The 24398-nt window shown below is 62.8% G+C and carries 35 protein-coding genes and 1 tRNA gene; 1 reads left to right on the top strand and 35 read right to left on the bottom strand.

Translation table 11 applies throughout. The features are described 5' to 3' along the window. Nucleotides 1–95: 95 nt before the first annotated feature. The 28 genes from ACVOLR_RS05015 to ACVOLR_RS04880 form a co-directional block, all read right to left on the bottom strand. On the bottom strand, nucleotides 96–1979 hold the full coding sequence (locus tag ACVOLR_RS05015) for a hypothetical protein (protein WP_481535459.1): 1884 nt from the start codon (nucleotides 1977–1979) through the stop codon (nucleotides 96–98). Next, complete coding sequence (locus ACVOLR_RS05010; protein WP_481535458.1) at nucleotides 1979–2593, bottom strand: hypothetical protein; 615 nt, start codon at nucleotides 2591–2593, stop codon at nucleotides 1979–1981. Before ACVOLR_RS05010 ends, ACVOLR_RS05015 begins: the two co-directional genes overlap by 1 nt. A 173-nt stretch (nucleotides 2594–2766) precedes the next feature. Continuing rightward, nucleotides 2767–3870: a hypothetical protein gene (locus ACVOLR_RS05005; protein ID WP_481535457.1), complete on the bottom strand. Its 1104-nt coding sequence runs from the start codon at nucleotides 3868–3870 to the stop codon at nucleotides 2767–2769. Between the two features lie 198 nt (nucleotides 3871–4068). Next, on the bottom strand, nucleotides 4069–4752 hold the full coding sequence (locus ACVOLR_RS05000; protein ID WP_481535456.1) for a phage adaptor protein: 684 nt from the start codon (nucleotides 4750–4752) through the stop codon (nucleotides 4069–4071). Between the two features lies 1 nt (nucleotide 4753). After that, nucleotides 4754–5278 (bottom strand): hypothetical protein, encoded by a 525-nt coding sequence (locus ACVOLR_RS04995; RefSeq protein ID WP_481535455.1) that lies wholly within the window; start codon nucleotides 5276–5278, stop codon nucleotides 4754–4756. Nucleotides 5279–5345: 67 nt separating this feature from the next. Then, complete coding sequence (locus tag ACVOLR_RS04990) at nucleotides 5346–5792, bottom strand: hypothetical protein (protein WP_481535454.1); 447 nt, start codon at nucleotides 5790–5792, stop codon at nucleotides 5346–5348. 65 nt (nucleotides 5793–5857) lie between these two features. Next, nucleotides 5858–6967, bottom strand: coding sequence for a N4-gp56 family major capsid protein (locus tag ACVOLR_RS04985; protein ID WP_481535453.1), 1110 nt, complete (start codon nucleotides 6965–6967; stop codon nucleotides 5858–5860). A gap of 301 nt (nucleotides 6968–7268) precedes the next feature. Further along, nucleotides 7269–8258 (bottom strand): hypothetical protein, encoded by a 990-nt coding sequence (locus ACVOLR_RS04980; protein ID WP_481535452.1) that lies wholly within the window; start codon nucleotides 8256–8258, stop codon nucleotides 7269–7271. Next, on the bottom strand, nucleotides 8245–10413 hold the full coding sequence (locus ACVOLR_RS04975; protein WP_481535451.1) for a portal protein: 2169 nt from the start codon (nucleotides 10411–10413) through the stop codon (nucleotides 8245–8247). The genes ACVOLR_RS04980 and ACVOLR_RS04975 overlap by 14 nt, the downstream gene beginning before the upstream one ends. Next, nucleotides 10413–10880 carry a hypothetical protein gene (locus tag ACVOLR_RS04970; protein ID WP_481535450.1) on the bottom strand — a complete coding sequence of 156 codons (468 nt, stop codon included), beginning with the start codon at nucleotides 10878–10880 and terminating at the stop codon, nucleotides 10413–10415. The genes ACVOLR_RS04975 and ACVOLR_RS04970 overlap by 1 nt, the downstream gene beginning before the upstream one ends. Next, nucleotides 10877–11056, bottom strand: coding sequence for a hypothetical protein (locus tag ACVOLR_RS04965; RefSeq protein WP_481535449.1), 180 nt, complete (start codon nucleotides 11054–11056; stop codon nucleotides 10877–10879). Before ACVOLR_RS04965 ends, ACVOLR_RS04970 begins: the two co-directional genes overlap by 4 nt. After that, entirely contained in the window at nucleotides 11056–11334 is a 279-nt protein-coding gene (locus ACVOLR_RS04960) for a hypothetical protein (RefSeq protein WP_481535448.1), read from the bottom strand. Before ACVOLR_RS04960 ends, ACVOLR_RS04965 begins: the two co-directional genes overlap by 1 nt. After that, nucleotides 11331–12884 carry a DNA packaging protein gene (locus ACVOLR_RS04955; RefSeq protein WP_481535447.1) on the bottom strand — a complete coding sequence of 518 codons (1554 nt, stop codon included), beginning with the start codon at nucleotides 12882–12884 and terminating at the stop codon, nucleotides 11331–11333. Before ACVOLR_RS04955 ends, ACVOLR_RS04960 begins: the two co-directional genes overlap by 4 nt. Before the next feature lie 3 nt (nucleotides 12885–12887). Beyond that, on the bottom strand, nucleotides 12888–13490 hold the full coding sequence (locus ACVOLR_RS04950; RefSeq protein ID WP_481535446.1) for a terminase small subunit: 603 nt from the start codon (nucleotides 13488–13490) through the stop codon (nucleotides 12888–12890). A 2-nt stretch (nucleotides 13491–13492) separates the two neighbouring features. Next, nucleotides 13493–15547, bottom strand: a complete 2055-nt coding sequence (locus ACVOLR_RS04945) for a tail fiber domain-containing protein (RefSeq protein ID WP_481535445.1) — start codon at nucleotides 15545–15547, stop codon at nucleotides 13493–13495. Between the two features lies 1 nt (nucleotide 15548). Next, nucleotides 15549–16142: a hypothetical protein gene (locus tag ACVOLR_RS04940; protein ID WP_481535444.1), complete on the bottom strand. Its 594-nt coding sequence runs from the start codon at nucleotides 16140–16142 to the stop codon at nucleotides 15549–15551. A gap of 3 nt (nucleotides 16143–16145) precedes the next feature. Continuing rightward, nucleotides 16146–16712, bottom strand: a complete 567-nt coding sequence (locus ACVOLR_RS04935) for a hypothetical protein (protein ID WP_481535443.1) — start codon at nucleotides 16710–16712, stop codon at nucleotides 16146–16148. Continuing rightward, nucleotides 16712–17116, bottom strand: coding sequence for a hypothetical protein (locus ACVOLR_RS04930; RefSeq protein WP_481535442.1), 405 nt, complete (start codon nucleotides 17114–17116; stop codon nucleotides 16712–16714). Before ACVOLR_RS04930 ends, ACVOLR_RS04935 begins: the two co-directional genes overlap by 1 nt. A 4-nt stretch (nucleotides 17117–17120) precedes the next feature. Beyond that, nucleotides 17121–17411, bottom strand: coding sequence for a hypothetical protein (locus tag ACVOLR_RS04925; RefSeq protein WP_481535441.1), 291 nt, complete (start codon nucleotides 17409–17411; stop codon nucleotides 17121–17123). A 32-nt stretch (nucleotides 17412–17443) separates the two neighbouring features. Beyond that, a complete protein-coding gene (locus tag ACVOLR_RS04920) occupies nucleotides 17444–17743 on the bottom strand; it encodes a hypothetical protein (RefSeq protein WP_481535440.1) in 300 nt (99 codons plus the stop codon). A 1-nt stretch (nucleotide 17744) separates the two neighbouring features. Continuing rightward, entirely contained in the window at nucleotides 17745–18074 is a 330-nt protein-coding gene (locus ACVOLR_RS04915) for a hypothetical protein (RefSeq protein WP_481535439.1), read from the bottom strand. After that, on the bottom strand, nucleotides 18071–18406 hold the full coding sequence (locus ACVOLR_RS04910; RefSeq protein ID WP_481535438.1) for a Gp49 family protein: 336 nt from the start codon (nucleotides 18404–18406) through the stop codon (nucleotides 18071–18073). Before ACVOLR_RS04910 ends, ACVOLR_RS04915 begins: the two co-directional genes overlap by 4 nt. Further along, the gene (locus ACVOLR_RS04905; protein WP_481535437.1) at nucleotides 18403–18549 is read right to left on the bottom strand and encodes a hypothetical protein; all 147 of its coding nucleotides are present in this window, start codon (nucleotides 18547–18549) and stop codon (nucleotides 18403–18405) included. Before ACVOLR_RS04905 ends, ACVOLR_RS04910 begins: the two co-directional genes overlap by 4 nt. Then, a complete protein-coding gene (locus tag ACVOLR_RS04900; RefSeq protein ID WP_481535436.1) occupies nucleotides 18546–18869 on the bottom strand; it encodes a hypothetical protein in 324 nt (107 codons plus the stop codon). Before ACVOLR_RS04900 ends, ACVOLR_RS04905 begins: the two co-directional genes overlap by 4 nt. A gap of 47 nt (nucleotides 18870–18916) precedes the next feature. Continuing rightward, on the bottom strand, nucleotides 18917–19201 hold the full coding sequence (locus tag ACVOLR_RS04895) for a hypothetical protein (RefSeq protein ID WP_481535435.1): 285 nt from the start codon (nucleotides 19199–19201) through the stop codon (nucleotides 18917–18919). 2 nt (nucleotides 19202–19203) lie between these two features. Then, nucleotides 19204–19572 (bottom strand): hypothetical protein, encoded by a 369-nt coding sequence (locus ACVOLR_RS04890; RefSeq protein ID WP_481535434.1) that lies wholly within the window; start codon nucleotides 19570–19572, stop codon nucleotides 19204–19206. A 13-nt stretch (nucleotides 19573–19585) separates the two neighbouring features. Next, a complete protein-coding gene (locus ACVOLR_RS04885) occupies nucleotides 19586–19972 on the bottom strand; it encodes a M15 family metallopeptidase (protein WP_481535433.1) in 387 nt (128 codons plus the stop codon). Nucleotides 19973–20119: 147 nt separating this feature from the next. After that, nucleotides 20120–20196: transfer RNA gene (locus ACVOLR_RS04880), tRNA-Met, on the bottom strand. A gap of 282 nt (nucleotides 20197–20478) precedes the next feature. Between ACVOLR_RS04880 and ACVOLR_RS04875 the strand changes: the two genes are divergently transcribed. After that, nucleotides 20479–20976 (top strand): hypothetical protein, encoded by a 498-nt coding sequence (locus tag ACVOLR_RS04875; RefSeq protein WP_481535432.1) that lies wholly within the window; start codon nucleotides 20479–20481, stop codon nucleotides 20974–20976. On the opposite strand, the gene ACVOLR_RS04870 is transcribed toward ACVOLR_RS04875, so the two are convergent. The 7 genes from ACVOLR_RS04870 to ACVOLR_RS04840 are packed head-to-tail and all read right to left on the bottom strand — an operon-like array spanning nucleotide 20970 to nucleotide 24396. After that, nucleotides 20970–21497, bottom strand: coding sequence for a hypothetical protein (locus ACVOLR_RS04870; protein WP_481535431.1), 528 nt, complete (start codon nucleotides 21495–21497; stop codon nucleotides 20970–20972). The two genes, ACVOLR_RS04875 and ACVOLR_RS04870, sit on opposite strands and share 7 nt — an antisense overlap. A gap of 1 nt (nucleotide 21498) precedes the next feature. Next, nucleotides 21499–21756, bottom strand: coding sequence for a hypothetical protein (locus tag ACVOLR_RS04865; protein WP_481535430.1), 258 nt, complete (start codon nucleotides 21754–21756; stop codon nucleotides 21499–21501). Then, nucleotides 21753–22175 carry a DUF1064 domain-containing protein gene (locus tag ACVOLR_RS04860; RefSeq protein WP_481535429.1) on the bottom strand — a complete coding sequence of 141 codons (423 nt, stop codon included), beginning with the start codon at nucleotides 22173–22175 and terminating at the stop codon, nucleotides 21753–21755. The genes ACVOLR_RS04865 and ACVOLR_RS04860 overlap by 4 nt, the downstream gene beginning before the upstream one ends. After that, nucleotides 22172–22666: a hypothetical protein gene (locus ACVOLR_RS04855; RefSeq protein ID WP_481535428.1), complete on the bottom strand. Its 495-nt coding sequence runs from the start codon at nucleotides 22664–22666 to the stop codon at nucleotides 22172–22174. The genes ACVOLR_RS04860 and ACVOLR_RS04855 overlap by 4 nt, the downstream gene beginning before the upstream one ends. Beyond that, nucleotides 22663–22863 (bottom strand): hypothetical protein, encoded by a 201-nt coding sequence (locus ACVOLR_RS04850; protein WP_481535427.1) that lies wholly within the window; start codon nucleotides 22861–22863, stop codon nucleotides 22663–22665. Before ACVOLR_RS04850 ends, ACVOLR_RS04855 begins: the two co-directional genes overlap by 4 nt. Beyond that, nucleotides 22860–23465 (bottom strand): hypothetical protein, encoded by a 606-nt coding sequence (locus tag ACVOLR_RS04845; RefSeq protein ID WP_481535426.1) that lies wholly within the window; start codon nucleotides 23463–23465, stop codon nucleotides 22860–22862. Before ACVOLR_RS04845 ends, ACVOLR_RS04850 begins: the two co-directional genes overlap by 4 nt. Continuing rightward, complete coding sequence (locus ACVOLR_RS04840) at nucleotides 23458–24396, bottom strand: helix-turn-helix domain-containing protein (protein WP_481535425.1); 939 nt, start codon at nucleotides 24394–24396, stop codon at nucleotides 23458–23460. The genes ACVOLR_RS04845 and ACVOLR_RS04840 overlap by 8 nt, the downstream gene beginning before the upstream one ends. Nucleotides 24397–24398 lie beyond the last annotated feature (2 nt).

Below are 24398 nucleotides of genomic sequence, written 5' to 3'. Positions count from 1 at the left end.
CCCGGTGTAGATCTCGATGGTGCCGAACTTGAAGAGGTCAGCGAATGCCGCTCCCATATTGCGGCGCTCAACAAAACCTGTGGAGTAGAGCGTGGTCATGCGGGGCGCTCTCGCTTCTGTGTCATGAGTGGTTTCCCAAGCGGGGCCAGGTAGAACATGTGGATATCGAATGCGCCGTTCAGCAGCGCTGGAATACTCCCAGACGTTAGGTAGCTCCCCGCGACAGACGAGTGCGCGGAAAGGGAGTATTCGGAGCTGGTCGCCGTTTGATTGACGTAGACGGTGACCAGGCCGTAGTCCACCTGCGGCCCCGAGTCTTCGCCGATTCCGAAGTAGGCGGTAAAGTCCCACTCGGGCGGCTCGTCCATAACGTCGCGGCTGATGTCGGTGTAGCCCATTGCGCCCGCACGCACGCCGTAGACCGTGTAGCCGCTGTGCCACAACGTGGACATCGGATTGTCCAGCACCATCATCACCATGCCGCCGACGTGTCCGCACGCTGAGTGACACAGACGGGCGATGCCCGAGCCGCTTGCCACCACGTCAGCGAGGTAGACGCTGATGGCCTCGGTGTAGTTCGCTAGGTCGCCAACTCTTGCCTCGGCAGTGAACGTGTCACCGAACTCTTCCTCCACGCCGGCATCAATCACCGAGTAGCGGCAGGTTTCGGTGTACCGCACCGAAGGGCCGTCCACGGCCGCGACAAACTCACGCTTGCACAGCACGTAGCGGTCATTGGCCAGGTCGGCGTGCATGACCACGTTATATGTGCGCGTATCGCTGATGGCATCGTGCGACCGGCGCAGCGCCGGGATGCGCCGGGACGGCACCACGTAGTCACCTTGCGCACCGCTCATCTCAAGCCGCATCTGCAGCCCAGCAGCCTCAAACACCACCTCGCCTGCCGGGGAAGTGGTGAGGCCTGTCGACGACACCCGGAAAATCTGCTCGGCACTGCTCAGCGGTTCGGCAGGGCCGAAGTCGCCCAGCGACGTATTCCTGTAGACGAGCGTTGGATTCTCCGGCAGTTGGACGCTCACGAAGGCCTTGGTCGCCGGATCGAACGTCCAACGGTTATACCCACGGACCAGACTGCCGGACCAAAGACGTTCCTCTGATTCGTAGTCGGTGCGGTAGTAGCTCTGGAAGGTGACGGCGTCAGTTTCGACGGTCAGCTTGAAGCGGAACAGCGCCGTTTCATGCGCGATGTCGCTGTAGATAGGGGATGCCCAAGCATCGTAGTTCCGTTCCGGCGTTGCTGGCCGCGGGTCGAAGACCATCGGCTCCAAGTTAGCGACGAGCACAAGCAGTTGGCCGTCGTCGATAGCCGCCGACAGGATATGCAGATAGTCGCCTACCTGCTGGGCCTTGTCGTCACGCACATACAGCAACGCTTTCCCTACGCAGAACACCGTATTGCCGAACGCGGCGTTCGGGTTGCGCGACGGCTCCGTCAAGAACGGCGAGCTGCTGACCCATGTGACTACAACGCCATCTGGGTTTGCGTAAGCCGTATTGCCTACACGCAAGCTGTCCGCATTCTCTTTCGCCAGGGTGAACGCATCCTTGTACGTGCCAGCCCCATCGTAATATCCCCTCGCACTTGATGAAGCGAAGTAAGGCTTCCACCGCAAATCGGCGTCATGCGACAGGATTACTGGCGGAAACGCCATTACGCCCCCAGACCATTCGGCAACGCCAGCTGTTGCCACGATGTCGTCGAACACGCGCACAGGTCGATCCCTGCCCCCTCGCGGGGGCGGGGTGATCGTCACGCGATTGATGCCGCCGACCTTCTCGGCCAACAGGACCGCTCCATCGTCGAGCTGCTGGCGCAGGAGATGCGTCCCCAGGTTGTTGACCCTTGCCTGCTCCAGCACGCTCCCCATCAACAGACGGGCCGCTGGCAGGTACGCAGGCGCCGAGTCACGATCGCCAGCGACACGAACCTGCATCTCGCCGACATACCGACCCGCCATTAGACGTCGCCTTCGTCCACGGCCGACAGGTCGTACTGCAAGGACAACTTGCCCCCACCCGTCATGCCGGCTAGGTCATCCGCAAAGCGGCTTGCGGCGAAGAGACCGCCTGTGGTGCTGCCCTTGCCCGAACTGGTAAGCAGGCCAATACCTCGGATGGTGTACGGACCACCCGCGCTGAAGGTGATGGTCGCTGCAGCCAAAGCTGCTGCATTGCTCAGCTGTGCAGCACCACTTGCTTGTACCGTGGTCCACGGAACGCGGGTAGCGTTGGTGTAAGCGGTGAACTCGGTGGCCGATGTAGCGAACGTGCTGCCCTTCCAGTTGGGGGAAACGGCCACGTCGCCGGTGAACGGAGCCAGATAATGCCCCACCGGCGCAATGTGGTTGCCGATCAGGTTCAGGGCATGGATCAGGCCCTCGTTCACCACTCGATTGGCGCCAATGGTGCGCGGACCGAAGTCCTCACCCGGTGGGGCGTAGGCGGCTGAGAAGTGGCCGAAAGCAATCATGTTCGCGCCAGGGATGAACAGCCCCGACTCAGTGATTTCGGCTTTGCGATTGGCCAGGGCACGCATAGCGTCGCTGGCCAGTGCTCTGTTTACGGGGGTCATAGTCGCTTGCTCCAGGTGGTTACCATTTGCCCTCGGGACACTGCGCCCCGGCGAGTCGTGTTTTGCCCGCAAGCACGCAGCCGCACTTGGAGCAGATGAACTTCTTGGTCTTGCCGCCCACGGCGAATGGGCATGCTTGGCAGATCTTCATGCGCGCTTGCGCACGCTCGCCTTCAACGATCAACGTGGATGACATGCGCCACCGCCCTGTCTTTGATAGCTAGACCTTGCGTACGAGGGCCGCGCAGCGTTGTTATGACCTGCTGATTGCCGCCACGCTGCGCGAACAATGACGCGCCGTGCGCCGCGTCGTCGACCGCTGCCTGACCAGCATTGATCGCAGTGATCGCCCCCCCTGGTAGGCCGATAACGTAGCTACCCTTCCGCGACAGCCAGATGGTGTAGTCGACATCCCTTTCCATCCCGATCGACTGCCCTGGCACCACCACGCTCGTGCCCGGCACTGCGCCTGCGGAGTGAGCGGACACGGGGCTGAAGCTGGCTGGATCGAAACCATTCAGAAAATATGTGCGCTTGCCGGCGGCGACATAGACCCCGGCTCCTTGACCAGCATCACCAACGATCTCCAGAAGGTCGATGGTGTTGTCGAAGCGGATCAGGTTATGGGCTAGATCCGTCATTCCAAAGCGAAATGGGGGCGACCAGCGCAGCGTGCGGCCATCGGCGACCCAGTGCCGGCCCCCAGCCAATCGGGTGAGCTGGCCCGGCGGCATAGGGTCGAGTAACGCAGTGGCCAACCTGATGCCGTCTGCTGGCCCGGCCAGAAGGTAAGACGGTGTGCCTTTGGGCAATCGAACAGCAAGGCGCAGTACCTGGTCGTTCGGACCACTCAGGTAGACGTTGACTGAGGCAGTGATCGGCAGTCCGCTGAGCAGAAGTCCCTGCATGTCGGAAAGCTGTACCTGCACGGCGCGCTCAGCACCAGATTCGCGCCCCAGCGCATCGGTCATGGTGATGACCACCTGATAGAGCCCTGCAGGAAGGCCGTACCCATCGAGTACGTCGAACGGCGGAACCGCTGGTGTGGCCGGCGCACCCCATTCATGCACCTCACGATCCAACACCGTGAGCATTCCACATGCGCTGCGGTTGCTGAAAAACACCTTGTCCCCGACGAGGCTATAGCTCAGCGGGAGGTCGCCAATTTCCACCCCAAGACTGGTCGCGCGCTCATCAGTATCCATCGAATGTAGCTGGCCCCGATCGACGAACAGAGCGAAGCCCAGCGCATCATCGCTCCACAGTGAATGGACCAAACTGCCTGCGTAGCAAGCCTCATATCCCTGTCGACGACTTACGCGACCCTCCTTGGTTAGGTCAACGTTGTCTGCCTCACGGAACGCTATTGGGCGGCCGTTCTCGTCTGCAGGGAGACTGCCCTCGGGGGCTAGATTGTTGATGCCACTTGGCCAAGGCCCAGCCTTTGGCAGGTCTTCCTCGCGAATGTTCATTGGTCAGAACCAGTTCGGCTGTGTGCCGGTGACGGGATCGATCGACAGCTCCTGCAGCGCGCGGGCTGTCGGGCGCGGGCCGAAATACTCTTCAAACACGCCCATCTGCATCGCAGCCTCTTGTGGGCTGGACCTTTCCGCGTCCTTCTTCATAAAGGCCCGGGCGCAAGCCCAATGAATCAGCTTGCGGTGATGGATCGAATCGATGACCGGCTCGTCGTCATCCCCCTCCATCACTTCGTCGGCGGTGGGTGTGCGCCACACGGTAAGCAGCAGCTCCGAAGGCTCGCGGGGGATGGGCGAAAGAGCAATCGATCGGGTTTGGCGGTCGCGCACCAGGTACTCGGGCCGCCCTTGCTCCTCGCGCCAGTCTCGGCAATGGCCGTCGAGCGCGGCAGATGTCGTGCGCGCCAGCGGCCTGGCCTGCCCGTCGGCAACAAGCACTGCCCGCCGGACGACGATTATCGAGGGGTGCAGAGGGTATTCGGCCCGACCCGGTTGCAGTGTAATCCGGCAAATATCAGCCCGACTGCTCTCCACAAGCAGCCGGGCCCTGATGCACGCTTCCTCGACCGCCTCGTTGAGGTGCTTGGTCAGAAGCTCATCGGACCAGAGGAAAGGCCCGACTTTGTCGTCGAGGTCCTCGCGGCAATCCTCGATCAGCTGCCGAAGCGTGCGAGCTTCCATATCAGTCCTCGAGCGCCGCTGTGAGGAACTTCAAGGTGGTTCCGCGCTGATCGGCTTCCGGCTTGGCCAGCTCGATGTCCAAGGCCACCTTGATGACAGCCTTCTCGATACCGCCCTTCTTGAGCTGGGCCTGCAGCGCCTGCCAGCTCAAGCCGTTGAGCGCTTCGCCCTGCTCCTGCAGCTCCTTGGGAAGACGGTTCTGGCTGCTACCCTCGCCCTCGCCGATTTTCTCACCGGTCAAGTCGTTTGCCGGCGGCACGCTGGCGGTGCCTGCACCTGCATCCGTCTGGACCGGCGTCGACGCGGGCGCCGGCGCCACGGGCTTGGCCACGGTCGGCGGCAGCTCGGTCACGGCGATGTAGTACGCCTCGGGAATCTGCAGGAGGCGCTGAATGTGGTTGTTGTCCTCCACCACCGAGACGTGCTCGGAATCGGCGTTTGCCGGATCCACGGGCTTGAAGAAATAGACCTTGTCGCCCAAGTCGACAGGGGCGTTGGGGCGCTTGAAACGGCATGCGATCAACATTGTTGGTACTCCGAAAGCAGAAGGGCCCGCGAGTGCGGGCCCTTCTGTGGGTTGGCGGACGGTGCTATCAGCCGGTGAACGTGGCCAGGCGCACGATCAACTCGCCCTGGCCAGTTGCCGGCGCGGTGCCCAGCTTGATGTAGACCGGACGGTTGACCGGGCGGGAACCGATCGCCTCGCTCACCAGATGGCTGGTCAGCGGTACGAACGCGGCAGTGTCCGCCACGACTGCGGTAGCAGCGAGGATGGTGTTGTCGGCGGTTGCCGCACCATCGGGAGCATCCGGGACGTAGATGCTGACGTTCTGCGCTGCCAGCTTGCCGCCGGCATCCAGCTTGGCGAACAGGCCGCTGCCCTGGGTATGGAGTTTGTGGAAGGCCGGCAGCTCGCCGACAAGGACCAGGTCATTGTTCGCGCCAGCTTCGACCGGCCAGCTGAAGTCGTTGACCACCAGCAGGCCGGCGGCCGGCGCAGCCGCACCGCTGTTGCGGCCAATCGCGAGTTTCGTTGCCATGTTGCTTCTCCTTCAGAGAACAGGATCCACCGCCGCCCGTCCGTGGGCAGCGAATGGAAAGGGGGTTAGACCGGGTTCGGGTTCGCCGCGGCGGTATCCAGGGCGATCGTCCCGAAGTCCTTGCCGTTGAAGCGGGTCTTCTTGATGCCAAAGATCGCGCCGGCGCAGATCTCGATGTCGTTGCCGTGATCCAACGGCACCTCGGACCAGTCGAAACGCAGGCCGTTGCCGGGCGAGCCAAACGCCAGCACCAACGCCTGGCGACCCAAGAACAGCGCACGGGCCGCTGCCACGTTGTTGCCCGCACCGAAGTCGTTGAAGCGCACCACCGACTTGTGCTTGTGCAGGATCGTGTTACCGATCATGCCCAAGTTGTCCTTGAAAATCGGGTTGCTCGCACCTTCAGCCGCGGCTGCAGCCTTCTGGATGTCGAGCCAGTTGCCCGCGTCCGTGGACGTCTTCAGGTCATGCGCCTGGAACGGGTGCATTACCACCACGAAGTGCTCACCGCCGGCGATGGTGATCGGCTGGATCTCCGCCACCTGCGTGGAACCACCGCCCTGCGACGCGGCCTTGGTGTTGGCACGCTCGATCAACACGCGGCTCATCTTGCCCGCGCTGGTCAGCGAGGCCTTGCTGCTGCCGTCGCCAAACAGGATGTGATCGCTATCGGGCGCCTCGAAGCTGTTGAACGCACGCCCGGCGTAGTTCAACGGGACGTTGTAGTCCTCATTGATGCCGCGGGAGCCAGAGCCGTACATGAAGAACAGCTCGTCGTAGAAGCGCGCCCAGAACTCGGTGAGGCGGTTGCGGCCGACCTTACGCAGGTCGTGGACGGTGCGCTTGCGACTCATGCGGCCGCCGCAGCTCACGGGCTTACGCGCCTGGTCAATGAAGACCTTGTCGGTGAAGAAGTCGAGCTTCTCGCCCTTGCCCTCCGCCTTCGCGTCGCCTTCGATCACACCGCCGGACAGCTGGACCGACAGGTCGTAGCTGATGGTGTCGCCGGCTTCCTGCTCCAGATCGGTCTGCAGCATGACCGGCAACGAGGTCTCCGACCCCTTGCCCATCATCTTGCGAGTCCAGTAGGAGCTCTTGGAAACCGAAACCATCAGGTCTGCGGACCACAACTTCCGGGCTTTCGGGTCGTTCAGACCCACAATCGTCTGTGCCATGTTGCTTCTCCTTGGGAGATCACGGCACTTCTGCGCCTTCGTCGTTGACCCGCACTGCTGCGCAGGTATTCAGAAATTTCAGGCCCTGTTGGGCATAGGTCGTCTTGGCACCAGCCGCTCTGGTGACTGCTGCGCTGGAGCGTTGCTGGCTCTCGTCACGGTCACCGGCTCGTTCGATTCGACGATCACACGCGACCGCCGTCCGCTCTTCTCGATGAAGGTAATGGCGGCCCCGGATCCTGCTGGTATCAGCAGGACGTCACCTGGCTCGAGCGTGGTGTGCAGCTTGGGCATTGGCGCCTCAGTCGTCCGCGAACTGGCCCGGCAGATCCTTCAGGATCCGGTCGCGCTCCGCTTCTGGCTTGCTGGCCAGATACGCCTCGAGGTCCTCGATGCTCTGCTCAGCGGCAGCATCGACAGTGGCACGGGAAGACGGATCGGCAGCGGCCGGTACCGAGCTCAGCGTCTGCGGTACCTGATGGATCGGTGCGGCGCGATTGGGCTTGTCGGGCACCGGTGCCGCCGGCTGATTCGCCGCAGCTGCCACACCCAACATCCCCGCCTTTACCAGCTCTTCGCGCGCCTTCGTCAGGACATCCCAGTCCGTCAGCTGGACGTTGGCCACCGCCGCATCGTTCACTACCACCTCCATGGCGGTTGCCCACGCGGAGAACAGCAGCGGACTGGCGGCGATCACCGCGTTCTGGGGATCGCTGAGGAACTGGCGCTGCAAGTACGCCCAGGACTGATCCGAGTTCTGCTGGTTCAGCTGGGCCGTGATTTCGGCACGATCCTGGGCGCGCTCGAGCACGCTCCGCTGATCGCGTAGCTGCTCATACAGATCTTCGTACTGGTCGTCCTCGACGTCGCCAGCCTTGTACTTCGCTTTGAGCTCAACCAGCTGCTGGTTGATACCAGAGATCTCGGTCTTGAAATCGCGCGATTCCGGGGTGTAGGTCGGAACGAAGTGGGCCGGCGCCGCCGCAGCGGCCGGCGGCGACTGCACAGCCGCCGGCTCTGGGTTTGCTGCAGCAGCAGCGGCTGCTGCAGCGGCTGCTGGATCGGCGGCAGCTGCACTGCCATCGGTCGGCGCGGCGCCAGCAGTGCCAGCAGTGTCAACGGCGCCGGCGGCGGCCGCCGCACCCTCAGCAACCGCCGGCACGCTACCGGTTGCGCCCTGCGCAGCTTCGGCAGCTGCAGCAGCTGCAGCCTCATCGAGCAACTGGCGCTCGGCGTCGGTAGGCTCAAACTCGTTTGCGGCCAAAGCCGCGTTCTGATCAGGCTGCGACATGCGCGTTTTCCTCTTGGGATTGGGTGCTCATCAAGCGGTCAGCCGCTGGAGCAAGTGGGAGTAAAACTTCGAGGAGCTCAGCGAGATTGAGCGCGTCGCCCTTCGACTTGAGCTGCAGGTTCTTGACCTTGGCCATGATTTCCTCGCGCTTGGCTTCGTCCAGGCCAACCTTGGCCATGCGCTCGCGCAGCGCTACGTCCCGCTCTTGCTGCTCGGCCTGGTTGCGAGCCATGGCTTCCGGGCTGTTCGGGTCGATCTCGTCCTCGCCCTGGCCGGTGATCTTGCGGATCCGCTTGACCACCTCGTCCTTACCCGGCATATCGATCATGTCGAAAGCCAAGTCGAGCAGCTGGATGGACATATCCGGCGGCAGCTTGCCCAGCATGTCGAAGAACTGCTCGGCGAAGGCCTGACGCATCGTCTCGCGGAAGTCCTGCTGGTCGACAACGAAGTCGGCGTGATTGCGGCTGATGTCGTTGTCGACCACCCAGACGTTGTTCAGCGTGTCCAAGCGCACCTGGTTGATCGCCCTCCAGTCCACGCCCTTCTGCTCGCCCACAATGCGGAACTGCCGCTCCTCGGTCATGAACTGCTCGGTCAGCGACAGCTGCTTCTCGCCGCTGATCTGGATACCCAGACGATAGTTATCGAACAGCTCGGCCGTCGAAACCGCGCCTTCTTGCTGCTTGGCCAAGATGGCCCGGCCGCTAGCGGCGTTGGTCTCTCGGCCCAGCATTTCCCGATTGACGCCCATGCCGTCATGGATGTGGGCTGCGTCGAGCTCCAGCAGCTGGATCTGGGCCTCGGCGACATCCAGGTTGCGCTCGACTTTGATTCGCTGCAGGCCGCCGGACTGCAGCGGAATCACGCCGTTCGGCTTGGCCAGCTCGCGCTTCACCTCTTCGATACGATCCTCGTCGATCGAGCCTGCCTCGTAGAACAGCTGATTGGTGCTGAGCGCCCACAGGAGCTTGCTCATGCGCTTGTTCAGATCTTCCTGCGAGTCACGGACGCCCCGGACCAAGCCGTACTCCATACCATCGCGATTGCGGCGATAGCACCAGTACGGGGTGTACGGGAAGTTGCCGTGCGCGAAGGGGCTGCGCTTGAGCTGCAGGAGACCCTCTTCCGTGAAGATGGCGCACCACATTTCTTCGACCACTGCGTCCGTGATCGAGTAGATTTCCGAGCTCGAGGCGGCCATCTCAGCTTGGGCATCGGCGTGCTGCTGGTTGGCAGGGTCGAACCGCTCCCCTCGAAAGTCGCCCCCCCAGATCCGCCTGTGCGTGACGGGCTTGCGGAACCAGCATTCAAGCAGCCGCACGCGCAAGCGACTGCGCGTATCCAGTGAGGTGCGGCCGGTAATCCTTCGCCCACTGACTTCATGGCCACGGCTGTCGTATCGACGAAAGACCTGCGGCAGATCGATCTCGTCTTCCCACCCCGCGTCGTCGCCATCGAAATGATCGCGCGCCGCCCGGTTCACGATCGCGACCCGCTCCGGGAACATCGCCTCGGCGTAGTCGAGGTCCGCAAACTTCTCACGGATTACGAACCTGCAATCCTTCAGATCCAGCGCACGGCTGCACGGATCACGGCGCATCTGGCGCCACGGCACGTGGTTGACCATCACCGGCTCGTCTGAGCGGTCGGTGCGGATCGACTCTTCAGTCCAGCCACAACCAGCGATCGCAGCGTCCTTGAACGCCAACGATCGCTCCCACGGCACGCGGTTGGTGTCGCTCAGGTACTTGAGCAGCTCGCCCTTGACGGTGGCCAGCTCGACGTCGTCCTCCGAGCGCGGGTGCACCACCCCATCGATGCGGGTCCGACGCTCGGTACCGATAACCCAGTCCAGGGCCATCTTGATCTTGTTGTAGGTCAGCGGCGCCTGGTGGCGCGCGGCCAGAACCTGCCGATCGGCGTCAGACCATTGGATGTGGTCATAGAAATCGTAGTCGAGCATCTGCTCGAGCCGGTTGTCCAGGTGCGCATCCAGCGCCGAGTAGTAGTAGTCCAGCACCTTGGCGTGGATCCGCCGCGACTCGCGCGAATCGAGATAGTGCTCAGGCGCCTCTGGCGGCGCTTCCGAGGCAAAGTCGACCATGCCCGGCACATGCGCCGGCTGGCTGCGGACGTTTTCGATGGTCTGCATCAGTTCACCGCCTGTCCGTTGATCTTGACGGTCATGCCGAGCCGGCTCATCTCGGCCAGCCACTGCTCGCGGGTCTTCTCGTCCGGCGGACGCAGGTTCTTCACGTCGTCGCAGAACTCAAGGATCGCGTCGTGAATCCGGTGCCGATAGGGAGCGGCATCGATGCCATAGAGCGCAGCCGCAGCGTTGGCCAGGCGCGAGGTCATGTCTTCGATCCGGTGCATGCCCCCGCGATCACGGTCCTCGGGTCGGAACACCCAGAAGTCCCTGAACGGCACCACATAAGCCGGGCAACCGGTGGCGGGACCTCCTGTGATGGGGTCCTCGGTGGCGATGCGGCGGTTCTCGTTGCGGATGTACAACGCTGCGTCGTCATCCCCGTCGCGGGTGATGTGGGTAAGGTAAAGCGTGAGGTCGCCCTTCTTGCCGCACCAGACGAACCCCTCAGGAGCCAGCTGCAGGCTCATGCACGCGCACCAAGCAGCTGCAGGGCAGCGTCGAGCTCTTCACGGACTGCCGCAGCAGCCTCGTCGACCGACAGCACATGGTCCTCGACCACGGTGCCGTGCTTTTCCCCACCGGGCAGGTAGCGGGCGTACGACCGCGCCTGCTGGATATGCAGGGTGATCTGCTCGTCCTGCATCAGTGGCGCTCCCGCATGAGGTCCGCTTGGATCCGCTGCGCGATCAACGGGTCGGTGAAACGAACCTCCTGGGCGATCCGTTCCCGCACCGTGCGCGTGGCCAGCTCGGTGAACTCTTGGCAGCCGCGGTAATCGACCATCGTTTCATCCGGTCCGCGCCTCAACATGAAAGTCAGGCTTACAAGCTGGCCCTCTTCGGCTGCGGCCAGCAGCATGCCGAGCAGCTCCTCGAGCTCCTCTTTGGTGGGGTGATTACGCTCGCGCGCTGAAACGGTCATGCGGTTCTCCAGTTGTCGTTGTTCAGCGCTCGGCTCTCGCCAACTCGGCGCCCCGTGCTGCTGACGTATCCCTGGGCGGCCTGACGGAAGCCGTCGGCCGGATTCGATGCCCAGTCATGCTTGGGCATGTCCGAGAAGGTCTCGGTCTTGTCGTTCCATGCCTTGTGGTACCGGCGCAGGCCCTCGAGGCCACCTCGCCCGTTCCCTGCCTTGGGCGGGCCGCAGCGCGTCTTGTCGAAGCGACACCGAGGCAGCATGTTGCGCACCATGTCGATGCCCTCGGTGATGTCATCAATCCGCGGCACCACGATGATTGGCTTGATGCCCAGTTTGTTTGCCACCTGGACCCGGTTCTCGTTGGCCGACCAGTCTTCATTGGCGCCATCGTGTGGCCAGTAGTGCTTGCCGTACAGGTAGCCGCGCTCCTTCAACACCTTGGCGTAGTGCGAGACACCAAAGCCCGAGTTTTCGTAGTAGTCGACGAAGTCCAGCCACGGGCCGTTTTCCTGCATGAACCAGATGACCGTTGTGTCGCTGCGGCCGATGTCCCAGAAAGTGTGGATCGGCACTGCCGGGTTGATCGGCAGCGAGGTGATCCGCCCTTCGTTTGTCGCCGCGGCCATCTCCTTACCGTAGTAAGCGCCCTCGGTTGACGCCTCGAAGGCCTCCTCCGGTGTCGACGGGTGCTCGCGCTTCATCTTGTCGCGCTGATCACCGGCCTTCTTGACGTACCAAGCCTTCTGACGGTCAGAGAGCTTGTAGTTCATCTCCGCCTCTACCTTGGCGAAGTAGAGCTCGTCTTCCGCACCGAGCTGAACCCCCTCAGGGTCCAGTTCGTTGATCGGATCCCTGAACCACGGATAGAAATGGAACTTGTAGTCCATCACCGTGAGCTTCGCGGTGCCGGCGCGAACCTGTCTGTCCAGCTCCATCGCTGTCTGGCAACGATCGTAGAAATCGCCCGACGCACCATAGGCGGTCGATTCGATGATCACGATGTTGCCAGGCGCGATCGCGTTCAATGCGCCGGACGACACTTCCTGCGCTGCCTCTGGCCGCTGTGCACACAGCGGGCCGTACTCGGAGATGTGCAGGAAGGTCAGCGTACCGCCACGATGCGACACCGACACTTCGATGCTCGACCCGTTGGCAAGCTCCAGCACACCGTCGCGCATGTCGCGGCGAACAGCTGGTCGAACAGCCTTCAACCAGTCCGGCAGGTTGTCGTAGGCATACAGCACCTTCTTTCGAAAGAACTTGGCCGCGTCGCCAGCCGTGTGAGCTACCACGCCGGCCTGCGTGTTCTTCTTGAACAGCGCCATGTCCAGGGCGCGTATGCATGCCCAGGTGGTGATGCCGTGCTGTCTAGACTTCAGCACCAGGTTGAGCGTGTGCAGGTTGTCGTCGAGGTCGGCCTGCACCTCGTTCACCTTGAACAGCACCTTCCGACCGTACTTGTCGGTGATGTAGTACAGGTTGTTGAGGCGCCACCAGCGGTCAGACAGTTTCTCGAGGAAGCGGCTCGCTTCCTGATCCGTCAGCTCGGTCACCGGTTACCGTCCCCGAGAGCTGGCAGGACCTGTACCGGTGTCGGATCCATCCATTGCCTCGAGCAAATTGCCCAACTGCTGGTGTACAGGGATGGGACCGCCACCCGGCCCGCTGTGCTCCACCTTCTTCGAGAACATGCCGAAGTGCTGGCCGAGGGTCTTCACCGCGTCCAGCCGACTCACAAACTTGACCTTCTTGGTGAAGCCGACCTGCTCCCGATCCTCCCCGCGCCCCTCGAACTCCTCGAAGATCTCGACACCCTGCAGCAAACTCGCCTCCTCAGCGGTCAGCTCAGACATAGGCTTGAGGTTGCCTTGGGCGTTGAACAGGCACCGGATGTCCCCCAGTGCCATGTACGCCAGGCGTTGCAGGACCGCCTCCTGATCCACTTTGGTTGATGCGATCAGGGCTTCCTTTCGCCTGGCCAGATAGGCCTGAAGCTTCGTGTTGCAAAGCAGCCTGGCTGCAGCCGCATCCGCCGACGCGCCGCGGGCTTTGTATCCAGCACGCTCATAGGCTGCCCGGCCGTTGAAGTCGAGCAGGTACTCGTCGGCGAATCGGCGCTGCTGGTCCAGCAGGCCGGTCTCGGTATCTATCTTCGCCACTCTTACGCCCCGAGCCCCAGCGCCTGCTCTGCCGCGGCCAGACGCGATTCAATGTTCGCCTGTGCTACCAACCTTGCGGCACGCTCGCCGGCGGCAATGAAAGCCAGCAGCAGCGCCATGCGGAAGCTATAGAGGTCGCCGGCGGCGCGGTACTCCTGCACCACCTCCACACCTGCATCCACCTGCTCGCGCACCAGGTCACCGAAGTCATCCACCACACGTGGCTGGAAGGGCCAGCAGTTCAGTATCTCCGGGAGCTCCGGCCACTCGTCGTAGCAGATGAAGCCATAGCGCATCGGGTCGAGCCCGTGGGATGCCATCACCTCGATGGCCCTCTGCACGGTCAGGCCCGGGTGTAGACGCGCATCGCCCTCGCCTTTCTCTTCAATAGCGTCCAACCACTGGTACACACCGAGCTCAGCGCCCAATGCAATGGCCGCTGCGATCTCCTGGTCGGTCATCGCTCGAACCGGCGTCTTGAACCGCGCGTCGGATGTGTTGATTGGGCTTGTGCCCCCGAAGAACTCTTTGAAGCGCGCCGACGCAGCGCCCGCGTTCTGCGTATTGTCAGCGCCGGGGAGGAAGTGACCGAACCCATCGTACCGGCCTCGAACAACTACAACGTTCGATCCAATTGGAGTTGCTTCGAACACAAGTCCCGATCCAGAGACGCTGGTGGTATAGGCCTCTTCGGCCCGCATGCGAACGCGAGCACTGACCTTGTATTCAGCGCCATTCCAGCCCCCCGCAACAAACAGCATCAACGTGTCCGTGGCGACCACTGCGGATGGAGCGATGATTGTTCCGCGCGCTCGCTGCCCGGTGAAGTTGGGAACAAGTGTTTCCGAGGCCGCACGCATGATGAATCGCTGGTCGCCGTTGTTCTCCAGCTCGTTGGTATAGGTTCCATCTGATCTCAAGAACCCTGACTTGGAGCCATCCCCCTTCGTTGCGTACTGGGGATGCGGATCTCCTGCGGTTCCGTGGTTGGCCGCGTGGTACCCCACATTGCCGTTCCAGGTGAAACCGGTGGTTGTGCACTGAAGCTCCCCTGTGGGACTCAGGCGACCATCGGGGCGCAGACGGACGCGGCCACCCGCATGCTCAGAGAAAAGGGCAACGTCGCCGATACCGTCATTGGCAAAGTTCGCAATACCGCCATTCCGTCCACCAGAGATTCCAACACCGATGATCGAGCTGGTCTTGCTGACCAGCAGGTCACCGGTTTGAGTCGGGATGTTGCTCAGGTCATTTTCAGTCGCCAGACGACGCCATGGCTGCCAGTTCCCGCCCTGGAGATTGCGAATGCACATGGCCGGGGCGTTGCTGTACGAGTGAGCGATCTGGAATCGCTGGGGACCGCCTGCCTGGTAGGTGTTCTTGCACTCGATGTACCAGAAGATAATCCCCGAAACCACCGGCAAGTTCGTGTTGCCCGTGGTTGAAACCAGTGCCTTTTGGCCCGGCATCAGACTGTTTGCGTCGAAGCTACTGTTGGGCGGGTAGTACGTTGGGAGTGAAGAGAAGGCATCCGCGAAGGTCGTGCCAGCGGCGATCTTCCCATCCAGAGAAGTCTGTAGCCCACCTACCTCACTGATCGCGTGGCCATGAACAACGCTGGCCTTGCCGGCCGGGTCGAAGTTGGCGCTGTTCCAGTCGTTCGACCAGGGATACCACGTCCCGTTGTAGAAATTGCGATGGAATATCGCCAGCACCGCGCCGTAGCGGCGATAGGTCTGGTAGGTCATCGCCCCTTCGGTATAGACCGTCAGCTCGCCCGCGAGCGATACGGGGTAGTTCGACCCGCTCGCCGCATTGGCGTTGGAGGGTTGATGGAAGATCCCTGTATCAGTGTAGGTATTGAGGTCTACCGACGCCGGAATGATGCCACGCAGGAGGAACGAGCTCGCCGTATCGGCCTTGGATGTCGGGCTGATAGCCCCCCAAGCGTCCGTGTACTGCGGCACGTCCGAAAGCAGCGACCAAGAGATCGTGTCGCCTACCGGAATCTCCTTCTTTCGACCCGCTATCAGGACGAGCGGACGACGAACCGCCATCTCAGGCAACCGTCACCGGCTCGCCGGGCTCGAAGTCCAGCTCGGTCGCCGATACCGCCGTGCCGATGTACTGGATCACGCTGCCGGCTCCCGTCGGCAGGTTCGCGGCCAGCACCAAGGCGCCTGGTGTTGCTGCCGACAGATAGTAGCGCGCGCCACCGGTCAGACCGGACAGGCCAGTGATGCGCCCTTCAAAGAACACGGTCGCATTGGCCGCACTGGTGACAGCAGCCAGTACAAAGCCCACGCCTTCCTTGCCCTCGGCCGTCGCGTCAGCCTTGCGCGCCTTGGCGGTACCGGCATCGTTCCAGACGCTGACGATATTGCCCGCGGCCAACGCCTCAGACGCCTGCAGGGTCTTCGCGTCCTGGCCGATGCCGGCAGGCATGGTCGTTGGATCCAAGCGTCCGTCTGCGCCCAGAATCGGGATCTTGTTTGCGCCACTGGTCGCGGCGTTGAGCAGCGAAGGATCCAGTACGCCGCTGGCATTGGTCGACGGCACCTTCTCCGCATCGGCAGCGCCGCCGGACGCGGCGACGGTGGCGACCATCCTATTGCGCCCAAGAATGTTTGCGAGGAAACGGGGAGCGGCCATGGTTCAGTTGTCCGTGTAGATGGGGGATTCGATGCGCACGCGCATGCTGGTGCTGGTGATCGCGAACCCGATCACCAGCAAGAATGCCGCGTCGGTGGGCGGTGACTGTGTGGGGATGCCGTCGGTGCCAGCGAAGATCGGCTCTTCGGGGGTCCATGCCCAAGACGGCTCATTGATCACGCCGGCGAGCTGTACCTGCACATCGTCGCCAGCTGTAGCCGCACCCAGGGTGACGCCAAGCACGTCGTCGCCGTGGTCTTGGTCGTAGGCATCGGCATAGCCGACGAAGCCGCCAGTGCTACGCACCACGCGGTGACCGCCAAGGTCAGCCGCCGCCGGCAGCACAACAACGTCGCCACCTGCTGGACCGGGCGGTCCAATGGGCCCGGCCGGGCCTTGCCCACCCTTGCCGACAATCTCCACCGCACGGGTGTCAGCCTTGGTCGTTGCCACCGGCACCGGCCTATCGACCACCACCGCGTCGGTGCTCGCCGCACTGATTCCCGCGATCGAGCGCTTCGCCACGACGACCACGCGCGGTGCGCCACCATTCGACACGATCACCGGCATCAGCGCGTGACCTCGCCGCGTACGCTGATCGACCCTTCGACCAGCGGGATCACGTACTCCAGCCCGGGTCCACCCGGCCTATAAAGCTCCAAGCTGTAGGCCAGCTTGTTCTTCTTCAGGTTGTCGGGGTTGAGCACGACGGTATTGGCCGCCTCCACCAGCAGTACCACCCGGCCTTCGGTGGGCTCCGGTACCGACAGACCTCCACCGGTGGTGGACAGCTCGAGCACCAGCGTCTCGGCATCCGTCAGCCCGTACCGACCATCCAGTGTCCGCACCTGCATGCGGGCCTCGTACCCCGTAAGGTCAAACGGCACCCCGCTGTCGTCCTGGTACTGGAAGTCATCCTCCCAGGTGGCGCCGCGCACCACCTGGAGGTTGAAACTGGCCGGTGTCCTGCTCATTGCATCAGATGCTCACGCGCGCCCGCAGCTGGCGGAACCGGCTCAGCAGAGCGTCCAAGCGGCGGCGCTGTGCGTGAAGCTTGGTCAGCAACTCGGTCTCGGACTCGTGGTTGGCTTCGATGCCAGTTGCACCAGCCTCCGGCGCTGCGGACGTCAGAATCGGCTGAAGTTCGCGCTCGAACAGACCGGCCATGCTGTTCAACTCGGCGGAAAGGTTGTCGATGTCGATAATTGCCTGATCAACCTTGCTGGCCGCCTTGGGATCCGCGAGGCCTGCCGTGGAATTGTGATTCATCGTTCGGTTCTCCTGATATGCGCCCTTGGCGCTCAAAGTTGAATGACGTCTTGCTTGTCTAGCCGCTGCAGGCACTGCTCGCAGGCCTTACGGCGCACATCGCACTGGCGCAGCCGGTTAGCCAGCTGCTGGTTCACATCGCCGCCGATCTCGTCCCACGTGCTCGCCGCTGCTGGATCGCCGAAAACACGAACGCCGGTGTCCTCGCCCTCACTCACGCACGGCCGGAAGCACTGCGCATCGCACAGTGCGGGTACCGACTCGGGCTTCGTGCTGCAGCTGCCCCACCCTGTCAGGAGGAGCAGCACAACGGATAGAACGGCCAGGCGCATGTCAGCCGCGCACCGGCCAGTGCCAGCGGCCCGGCTCGGTGCGACCAGGCGCAGCTTCCGCCCTTGTGGTCGCCCAGAACACGTCATTGCCGTCCAGGAACACCTGCAGGTTCGCCTGCTCGCCGGGCAGAACCCTCACGACCACGGCTGGCAGCACGTCGCCGGGAGCGACCCTGTTGCCGATATGCGCCTGCGCGCCAATCGGCCACCTGTCCTCGAGGATCCTGTCCTGGATCGCCGCACCGTTGGTACGCCGACCGTTGATCTTGAAGGCGTCCTCCTGGCTCAGGACGTAATGCACAATCCTGCCAAGGGAGACCCCGCCGCTCATACGACACTCCCTGCGCGGTGCAGTTCATCGCGCAGCCGGAAACCCAGCGGGTTCCACAGTTTGCCGATGGCGTCTTCGTAGGCATAACGCTGCGCATCTGCCTCGCTGAAGCCAGCAGGATCAACCGGGCCGTAGTTGACACCAATCTCGCGGTGACCGTTGTGCAGCGTCAGCACGCAAAAGGTCAGGCGGGAAAATCCCTCCGGGATATCCGGGAGCTGGCCCGGCGATTCAAAGCCAGGCCGTGATCCGAGCACACCGTGGTTGGCGTTAAAGAAGAACTTGCTGGCGATCTCAGCCTCGAGATCCGCCAGCGTCAGACAACGGCTCACGACAGCACCGCCACGGTGCCGAATGCAATTGCCGTCAGGCCAAACGCAACGTACATGAGTGCCTTGCAGCGCTCGGAGAAGGTGTAGGCCTGGGCCTGCTCAATCTGCGCTTCGCCGAACCTCTCGTGCTGTTCCTGATTCATCGCTTCTCGCTTTGGGGCCCAAGGCCCTCATTGATGGCATCGACCCGGGCCTGACCCGGGGCACAGTTCTCAGCGAGCGGCTGCGCTGCAGCTGCATCGCGGTAGACAACCCGCGTCCTTTCACCGCGCTGGGCGATCTGTTCCAGCCTGTCGAGCAGCTGGTCGCTGTCCTTGGTTGCTTGCTTGGCCACCTCGCCGGTGGCTGTCAGCGCTTGCGCGAAAGCCTTGGCCCGAGCATCGGCCGCGGCTTCACGCTTGCTGCCGTACTGATGGACGTTCAGCCAAACCGACATGACCAGGAACACGGCCAGCAGCAGCACCCACTTCCACGCTGCCCACCAGGCAGCCCAACGATCGGCGAAGGCCATCAGCAGGGCCTGCCGTTTTGGCGGTGTGCTTCAGATCTCGCACGCAGGCCCATGATTGCTGCCAAGGCCAGCACCAACAGGACCTGGTCACCGACGACCGTGGCGGGTGCTGTCAAAGCCCTGGCAATGGCGAGCGCGCAAGCGGCAACAACGCAGAGCCTGGCCACCTGCCGCGCATGCCCGCAAATGCAGCGGGGCCTTACGCTCATGATGCTGCTGGCCAAGGTGGCCAGAATCGTTGCAGCAGCGCCAAGTACGAACAGCGACACCAGCAGGATCTGCATGATCAGCTCCCAGCCGCCGGCTTCTTGGCTGAGCCCAGCCAGCGCCGACCCTGTTCCCACAGAAACCGGATCGACAGGCCAAGTGCACCGGCCAGCGCTTCAGGTGGTGCTTTGGCTGCGGCTTCACCGATGCCGAACCAAGGCACATGTGGCAACAGCACCGCGGCTGTGCCGGCGAAGAACGCCATTGCGAAGATGCCGAACGCGATCTTCAACGCCTTGTCCGGCGTTTGCTCCGGCTCGAAGTAGTAGGACATCGCAGCGCCGATCAGCGCTGCGGCCCAACCCCACGGCGTCAAACCAAACAGGCCTGCGGATGCGCCGCCAGTCGCCAGCACCTTTGCGGCTGCAGCTGCAGATTCGAGTTTCATCCCCTGTCCTCGGTCACTTCGGGTAGCTGGCAAACGGCAACTGAAAGTGCGGGCCGTCCTTGAACGTGCGCCAATCGCCGCCCCATTCGATCGGTACCTTGAGCTCGGCTGCTGCTAGCTTCACTGCCGCTGCAACCTGGTGATAGAGCGGCCAGTCCCAGCGCACTTCGCCGGCGACGTACGCGCCGAGATCAACGGCGTGGCCGGTCAGGTGACGGGAGTTCATGGTCTTGGAAGCTCCGGCAGCAACCAGCTGCTTCTGCCGCTCCAAGGCACGCAGGCCTTCCAGGACAGTGAAGTCCACCGGCGTCAGCTGGATTGCGCGCTTCACGACCTTGACCAGATCCGGGTGCACGCCTTCCAGCCGCTGCAAGCTGCGCTTGCTCAGCACGAATGCCATGTCACTGCCTCTTGTGGTGCCGGCACACCCACCAGCCCGACCGAGCCCCCAAGGCTCGTGCTTCGACGGGAACCAGCAGCGTGCCTCACGGCAGGCCTACAGGCTTTCGCCTGCAGCTGGTGCTGTTGGATGTGATAACCGGCGTAGTGGTAGCGGGGGCGCGATTCGAACGCGCGACCTGCGGCTTATGAGACCGCCGAGCTGCCGGACTGCTCTACCCCGCAAACGGTTGAGGCCGCGGGCCAACCGCGGACTCCAATCCCGGTCAACCAGCGGCCTCAATGTGTTTGGGCGCCCTGCTCACACCTGCGCCCACGTTGGGGAATATGAGGGCTCAATCGGTCCCGTTGCAACTGCGGTTCCTCATGAGGAGATTTTCTTCCTCATGCGGAACAACTGCGGATACAAAGTAACAAAACGCCTCTCCCATTCTCAAAACCTGCGACCCCCTAACAAACCTTAACAACCGCAGCTACCATCGCATCAGGACAACAGGGGAAACAGGAATGGAAACCGTACTCGGCATGACCGACTTGCAGATCAAACTGTTCACGGCCATTGCACAGGTCGGAATGGCCGCAATGGTTGGCTACATCGCTTACCAGCAGTGGCAGACCGCGCGTAAGAAACTGAAAGCCGACTTATTCGACCGCCGATTCGGCGCATACCGCGAGCTCGTTGAGCACGTCCACAAGTTGACCGCTGTTCTCCTCGTCGACATGGACGAGGTTAGCAACTTCGGAACAACGGATTATTTGGAGATAGATCGAATTGGTCGCGAGATGGCCTGGCTTTTTGAGGAAGCGACGGCCCAATTCGTCCATATTGAAGTAGCTAAGCTGGCCCGGACAGTCTCAAGTCAGCTGATCGACCTGACGCACGCCGACAATCCTTCTGAACGAATGCATCTTCGCAGGGATATCCTGAGAAACCAGGAGAACCTAGCAAATGCTCTCGGAAAGGTGACCCGATTGGTTTCACCCTTTCTCTCTCTACGTCACTGACGAGCAAACAGCCGCCCATGAAACTCACGCCGTCCGTCATTGAGGGCGGCTTGCAGCACTGAAGTAGCGCAGCGATGGGCGTCGCAATAGTTCGTCCTACGCATCTTGGCCGCCTTCGCCAACACCGCCCACGGCTGCCGGTGCTCCGGCCATACCAACTCATGGGTGGCGTCGTAGATCACCAGGCGTAAGCGCCACCGATCGGAAGCCACAGACAGATCCAGAGGCCGCGGCCTGGCATCATTCACCACCACGGCTATGCGCGAGTAAGCCATCAACGACAGCCGAGCCAGCGCAGCACCCTCGGCCCGTGTGGCCACGGCGAGCGCAGTGTGCTTCTCCAGTGGATCAGACATGAACGCGACAGCCCCAGCGATGTCGGCGCTACCGAGCGGCGCGGTGGTACCGCGCCCCTCAATCGGGATGCGGTAGCAGCCGCCCACCAACAGTCGAGCGATAAGCTCGAGCGGATCCCTGCCCTCGTCCGCCCATGGCTCGGCTTTGATCTTGTTGCGTGCCATGTCAGATCCTCTGCAGCTTGTAGCGCGCCTCGAGGCGCTTGTATTTCGCAACTTCGCCCAAGAGCGACGCACGCACACTGGGGTCAAACTCAGCGTCGTGCTTCTTCAGGTACTTAGCCGCCTGTGCCGCTGCCCACGCCTCCTTCGTTTCGTGGCGCATGCCTGCCTTGCCTGCCGGCTGATACGCTCCGCCAGCGCGGCGGGCTAGCTCCTGCAGCAGCTGCTCGAGAGGAATCTGGGTCAGGTCGACGGCGCTCATGCAAGCAGGATCCGGAAGGGATAGTGATGCTCGACCTCACGCTTCTTGATCCTGAACTCCTTGGTCTCGCGTCCCTTCACGTCGACGAACTGCACTTCACCGCTCTTCAGGAACACGACGAAGTCCAGGACGTACTTGGTACCGCCCGGCAGATGCACCGGCACCTGACGGAGCCAGAAGTGCACTTCACCGCCGCGCTGCCGCAGCTTCAGCTGCTCGTAGTAGGTCGCTTCCTTCTTCGAATCGAATCGGATGCCGTCGACCAAGGTGATTTTGTTGCCGTACTTCGCCCGCTTCGGTGGAGCCGACGGAGCTGGATCCACTTCAACAGGACGTTGGGCGCCCTTGCCTTCAAACAGCGCGCGCATGCCTGCTGGCATGTCTGCAACGCTGCTAAATCGGAGACTGCGATTGCTCAAGACAGCACTCCGCCCGCGAGAATCACCCGTGCGCGGTCCTTGATACCTTCGACTTCCGCTTGGAATCGTGCCGTAGCAGCAGACAGCTCGTCGCCCACCAGAATCATGGCCATCAGCTGGTCGCGCGATAGGTGTGCCAGTGGATCCTGACCACCAGAAGCACCGGCGCTGGCGCCCGATCTCCCACCAGGTGCACTGGGCGACTGGATCGGTGGCGAGCCAGCCTGCAACCTCCACGTCGGCTCGCTTCGCCCGTGCCGCGTGTTTGGACGTGCAGAACCGCGCTCGGCAGCCCCTTCGTTCTGCAGGGTACGCAGAATCCCCGCCACGCCAGCTGGGCTGATAGACGCGCATTCCTTCGGATGCCCCTTGGCCAACGCCAAGCCGGTGACAGCTTCATGTGCCTCGGCCGCAGTCATGCCCTGGCTCGACTGCAGCACATACATGGTGGCATGCCGGTGGTACTGCCTCAGCTCATCTTGATTGATCATTTGCCCTCCGGAAGCGGCCCGGCGTAATGCGTGATGGGGATTCGCCGCGCACCTTCCCGCCATACGGTTTGGCCCTTTGAGGCATAGAGCACCAGCGGTTTCATCCCGTAGCCGTAGCAGACATGCCAACCGGCTTCGACGGGCGGTACCGAGACAGGCTTCAGCTCCAACACAATGCGGGGCAGCGCGCGGCTCATGGTGCAGCCTCGGTACCGAGCTCTTGCTTGAGCTCTTCAATTCGCGCCAGGACCTGCGGGGAGGCCGAGGGCAGCTGCAGGTGAGGTTGTGCTGCTTCAGCCGACAACAGGCCCAGCGCCTGGGCATGCTCGATCGCGGCACTACGCCCATCGAGGTCGAAACCCATTGACGGCTGGAATAACCCGCGGCGGCTCTGCGCGCGCGCCTCTTTCAACTGGCGGGTATAGGCCTCTATGAACGCCAGGCGGCCGGCAATCTTGTCGCCCGCCTGCACCAGCGGCAGGCATGCAGCCCACGCTGATTGGATCTCAGCTGTCCAGATGACCGTATTCCGCTCGTCCGCCGCCGGAAGCGCGATCGCCCAGGCCTCATTGGGCGCGGGGTGGCCGTCGTCGATCCGCTCCAAGATTGATGCGAGCGACAAACGCCCCTTCAGCTCGCGCCTGCAGGTGGCCAGAGCTTTGTCCAGCGCAGCCAAGGGATGAGCAGCCAGCTCCCTGACCATCAAGGCAACCACGTTGGGCCGTGCTTCGTCCCCCATCACCTCAGCCGTTGCCACCAGCTGCCGGGCCAGCTCTTCCTGCTCCGCCTGATTAAGCATTGGCAGCATCCTTCTGTCGCAGAATGGCGATGGCCTGATCGGCAGCCGTTGCGTTGGACTGCGTCTTGTCGGCGTGCGTTGCCTCGGTCGAAGTAATCGCCCGGCCGGTGGCCCATTGGGTGCGGTATGCCTCGGCGCGACTGAGCAGCGAGCCGACGTCATGGCACGCCTTGACCACCCACGCTTCGTTGATCGCTTGCACGTACCAGGCCGCCACCTCGGGAGCTTCGCCGCGGCCAATACGCCGCACAAACTCCTTCATCTGCGAGCTGACCTTCTCGTTTCGAACCGGTGGCACGCCGTATCGCTGGGAGTAGGCCTGTCGGTAGGCAGCCCAAGTCGCTTTGCAGGCAGCTTGCAGCTCTGCCTCTTGTTCGGCCTTGATCTCCGCCTTGGTGCGCGGCGCCGCCGGCGGCGCAACTTGCGGTTCTCCTGACGGTTCAATGATGGTTAGTTGATGGTTAGGCGGCACCTGGTGCAGGGGGTCCGGCGCCCCGTGCAGCCCCAGACCGGCAGCGGGCGCAGCCCCTCCGGCATCTGGTTCACCCCCTGCATTTCCTGCATCCCCTGCGCCCGGTGCATCCCCTGCACGGGGCGCACCTCCTGCGTCAGGTGCAGGGGGTCGGGTGTTTGCAGACTTGCGTCTACCCGTCCCCGCTTCGGTGGCAGGGCGATACGCTGCAGGCGTCACTTTGTAGACCGAGCTGCTGTTGAACCTGCGCTCACGCGCAACAAGCCCCACTTGCTCGAGGTGGTCCATTGCACTGCGCACTGCGCGCTCGGACATGCAGCAGCGCCTGGCCACCGTGCCGACCGCAGGCCAGCACACGCCATCGTCGCTGGCTTGGTCAGCCAGTGAGATCAGTACAGCTTTCTGGGTAACGCTCAGTCCCTGCAGCATCCAGCATTGGGACATGATGATTGTCGACATGA

The organism is Stenotrophomonas sp. STEN030, from assembly GCF_056759995.1.
This window is presented reverse-complemented; position numbering and strand designations above follow the sequence as displayed.

Coding starts and splice junctions, on each gene's coding strand:
- ACVOLR_RS04965 (WP_481535449.1), bottom strand. CDS start 11,056: ATGCAGGACGAGCAGATCACCCTGCATATCCAGCAGGCGCGGTCGTAC.
- ACVOLR_RS04925 (WP_481535441.1), bottom strand. CDS start 17,411: ATGAATCACAATTCCACGGCAGGCCTCGCGGATCCCAAGGCGGCCAGC.
- ACVOLR_RS04990 (WP_481535454.1), bottom strand. CDS start 5,792: ATGGCAACGAAACTCGCGATTGGCCGCAACAGCGGTGCGGCTGCGCCG.
- ACVOLR_RS05000 (WP_481535456.1), bottom strand. CDS start 4,752: ATGGAAGCTCGCACGCTTCGGCAGCTGATCGAGGATTGCCGCGAGGAC.
- ACVOLR_RS04945 (WP_481535445.1), bottom strand. CDS start 15,547: ATGGCGGTTCGTCGTCCGCTCGTCCTGATAGCGGGTCGAAAGAAGGAG.
- ACVOLR_RS04995 (WP_481535455.1), bottom strand. CDS start 5,278: ATGTTGATCGCATGCCGTTTCAAGCGCCCCAACGCCCCTGTCGACTTG.
- ACVOLR_RS04855 (WP_481535428.1), bottom strand. CDS start 22,666: ATGATCAATCAAGATGAGCTGAGGCAGTACCACCGGCATGCCACCATG.
- ACVOLR_RS04970 (WP_481535450.1), bottom strand. CDS start 10,880: ATGAGCCTGCAGCTGGCTCCTGAGGGGTTCGTCTGGTGCGGCAAGAAG.
- ACVOLR_RS04895 (WP_481535435.1), bottom strand. CDS start 19,201: ATGCAGATCCTGCTGGTGTCGCTGTTCGTACTTGGCGCTGCTGCAACG.
- ACVOLR_RS04890 (WP_481535434.1), bottom strand. CDS start 19,572: ATGAAACTCGAATCTGCAGCTGCAGCCGCAAAGGTGCTGGCGACTGGC.
- ACVOLR_RS05010 (WP_481535458.1), bottom strand. CDS start 2,593: ATGACCCCCGTAAACAGAGCACTGGCCAGCGACGCTATGCGTGCCCTG.
- ACVOLR_RS04850 (WP_481535427.1), bottom strand. CDS start 22,863: ATGAGCCGCGCGCTGCCCCGCATTGTGTTGGAGCTGAAGCCTGTCTCG.
- ACVOLR_RS04940 (WP_481535444.1), bottom strand. CDS start 16,142: ATGGCCGCTCCCCGTTTCCTCGCAAACATTCTTGGGCGCAATAGGATG.
- ACVOLR_RS04870 (WP_481535431.1), bottom strand. CDS start 21,497: ATGGCACGCAACAAGATCAAAGCCGAGCCATGGGCGGACGAGGGCAGG.
- ACVOLR_RS04915 (WP_481535439.1), bottom strand. CDS start 18,074: ATGAGCGGCGGGGTCTCCCTTGGCAGGATTGTGCATTACGTCCTGAGC.
- ACVOLR_RS04885 (WP_481535433.1), bottom strand. CDS start 19,972: ATGGCATTCGTGCTGAGCAAGCGCAGCTTGCAGCGGCTGGAAGGCGTG.
- ACVOLR_RS04975 (WP_481535451.1), bottom strand. CDS start 10,413: ATGCAGACCATCGAAAACGTCCGCAGCCAGCCGGCGCATGTGCCGGGC.
- ACVOLR_RS04920 (WP_481535440.1), bottom strand. CDS start 17,743: ATGCGCCTGGCCGTTCTATCCGTTGTGCTGCTCCTCCTGACAGGGTGG.
- ACVOLR_RS04875 (WP_481535432.1), top strand. CDS start 20,479: ATGGAAACCGTACTCGGCATGACCGACTTGCAGATCAAACTGTTCACG.
- ACVOLR_RS04980 (WP_481535452.1), bottom strand. CDS start 8,258: ATGTCGCAGCCTGATCAGAACGCGGCTTTGGCCGCAAACGAGTTTGAG.
- ACVOLR_RS04935 (WP_481535443.1), bottom strand. CDS start 16,712: ATGCCGGTGATCGTGTCGAATGGTGGCGCACCGCGCGTGGTCGTCGTG.
- ACVOLR_RS04930 (WP_481535442.1), bottom strand. CDS start 17,116: ATGAGCAGGACACCGGCCAGTTTCAACCTCCAGGTGGTGCGCGGCGCC.
- ACVOLR_RS04960 (WP_481535448.1), bottom strand. CDS start 11,334: ATGACCGTTTCAGCGCGCGAGCGTAATCACCCCACCAAAGAGGAGCTC.
- ACVOLR_RS04865 (WP_481535430.1), bottom strand. CDS start 21,756: ATGAGCGCCGTCGACCTGACCCAGATTCCTCTCGAGCAGCTGCTGCAG.
- ACVOLR_RS04905 (WP_481535437.1), bottom strand. CDS start 18,549: ATGAATCAGGAACAGCACGAGAGGTTCGGCGAAGCGCAGATTGAGCAG.
- ACVOLR_RS04845 (WP_481535426.1), bottom strand. CDS start 23,465: ATGCTTAATCAGGCGGAGCAGGAAGAGCTGGCCCGGCAGCTGGTGGCA.
- ACVOLR_RS05015 (WP_481535459.1), bottom strand. CDS start 1,979: ATGGCGGGTCGGTATGTCGGCGAGATGCAGGTTCGTGTCGCTGGCGAT.
- ACVOLR_RS04840 (WP_481535425.1), bottom strand. CDS start 24,396: ATGTCGACAATCATCATGTCCCAATGCTGGATGCTGCAGGGACTGAGC.
- ACVOLR_RS04985 (WP_481535453.1), bottom strand. CDS start 6,967: ATGGCACAGACGATTGTGGGTCTGAACGACCCGAAAGCCCGGAAGTTG.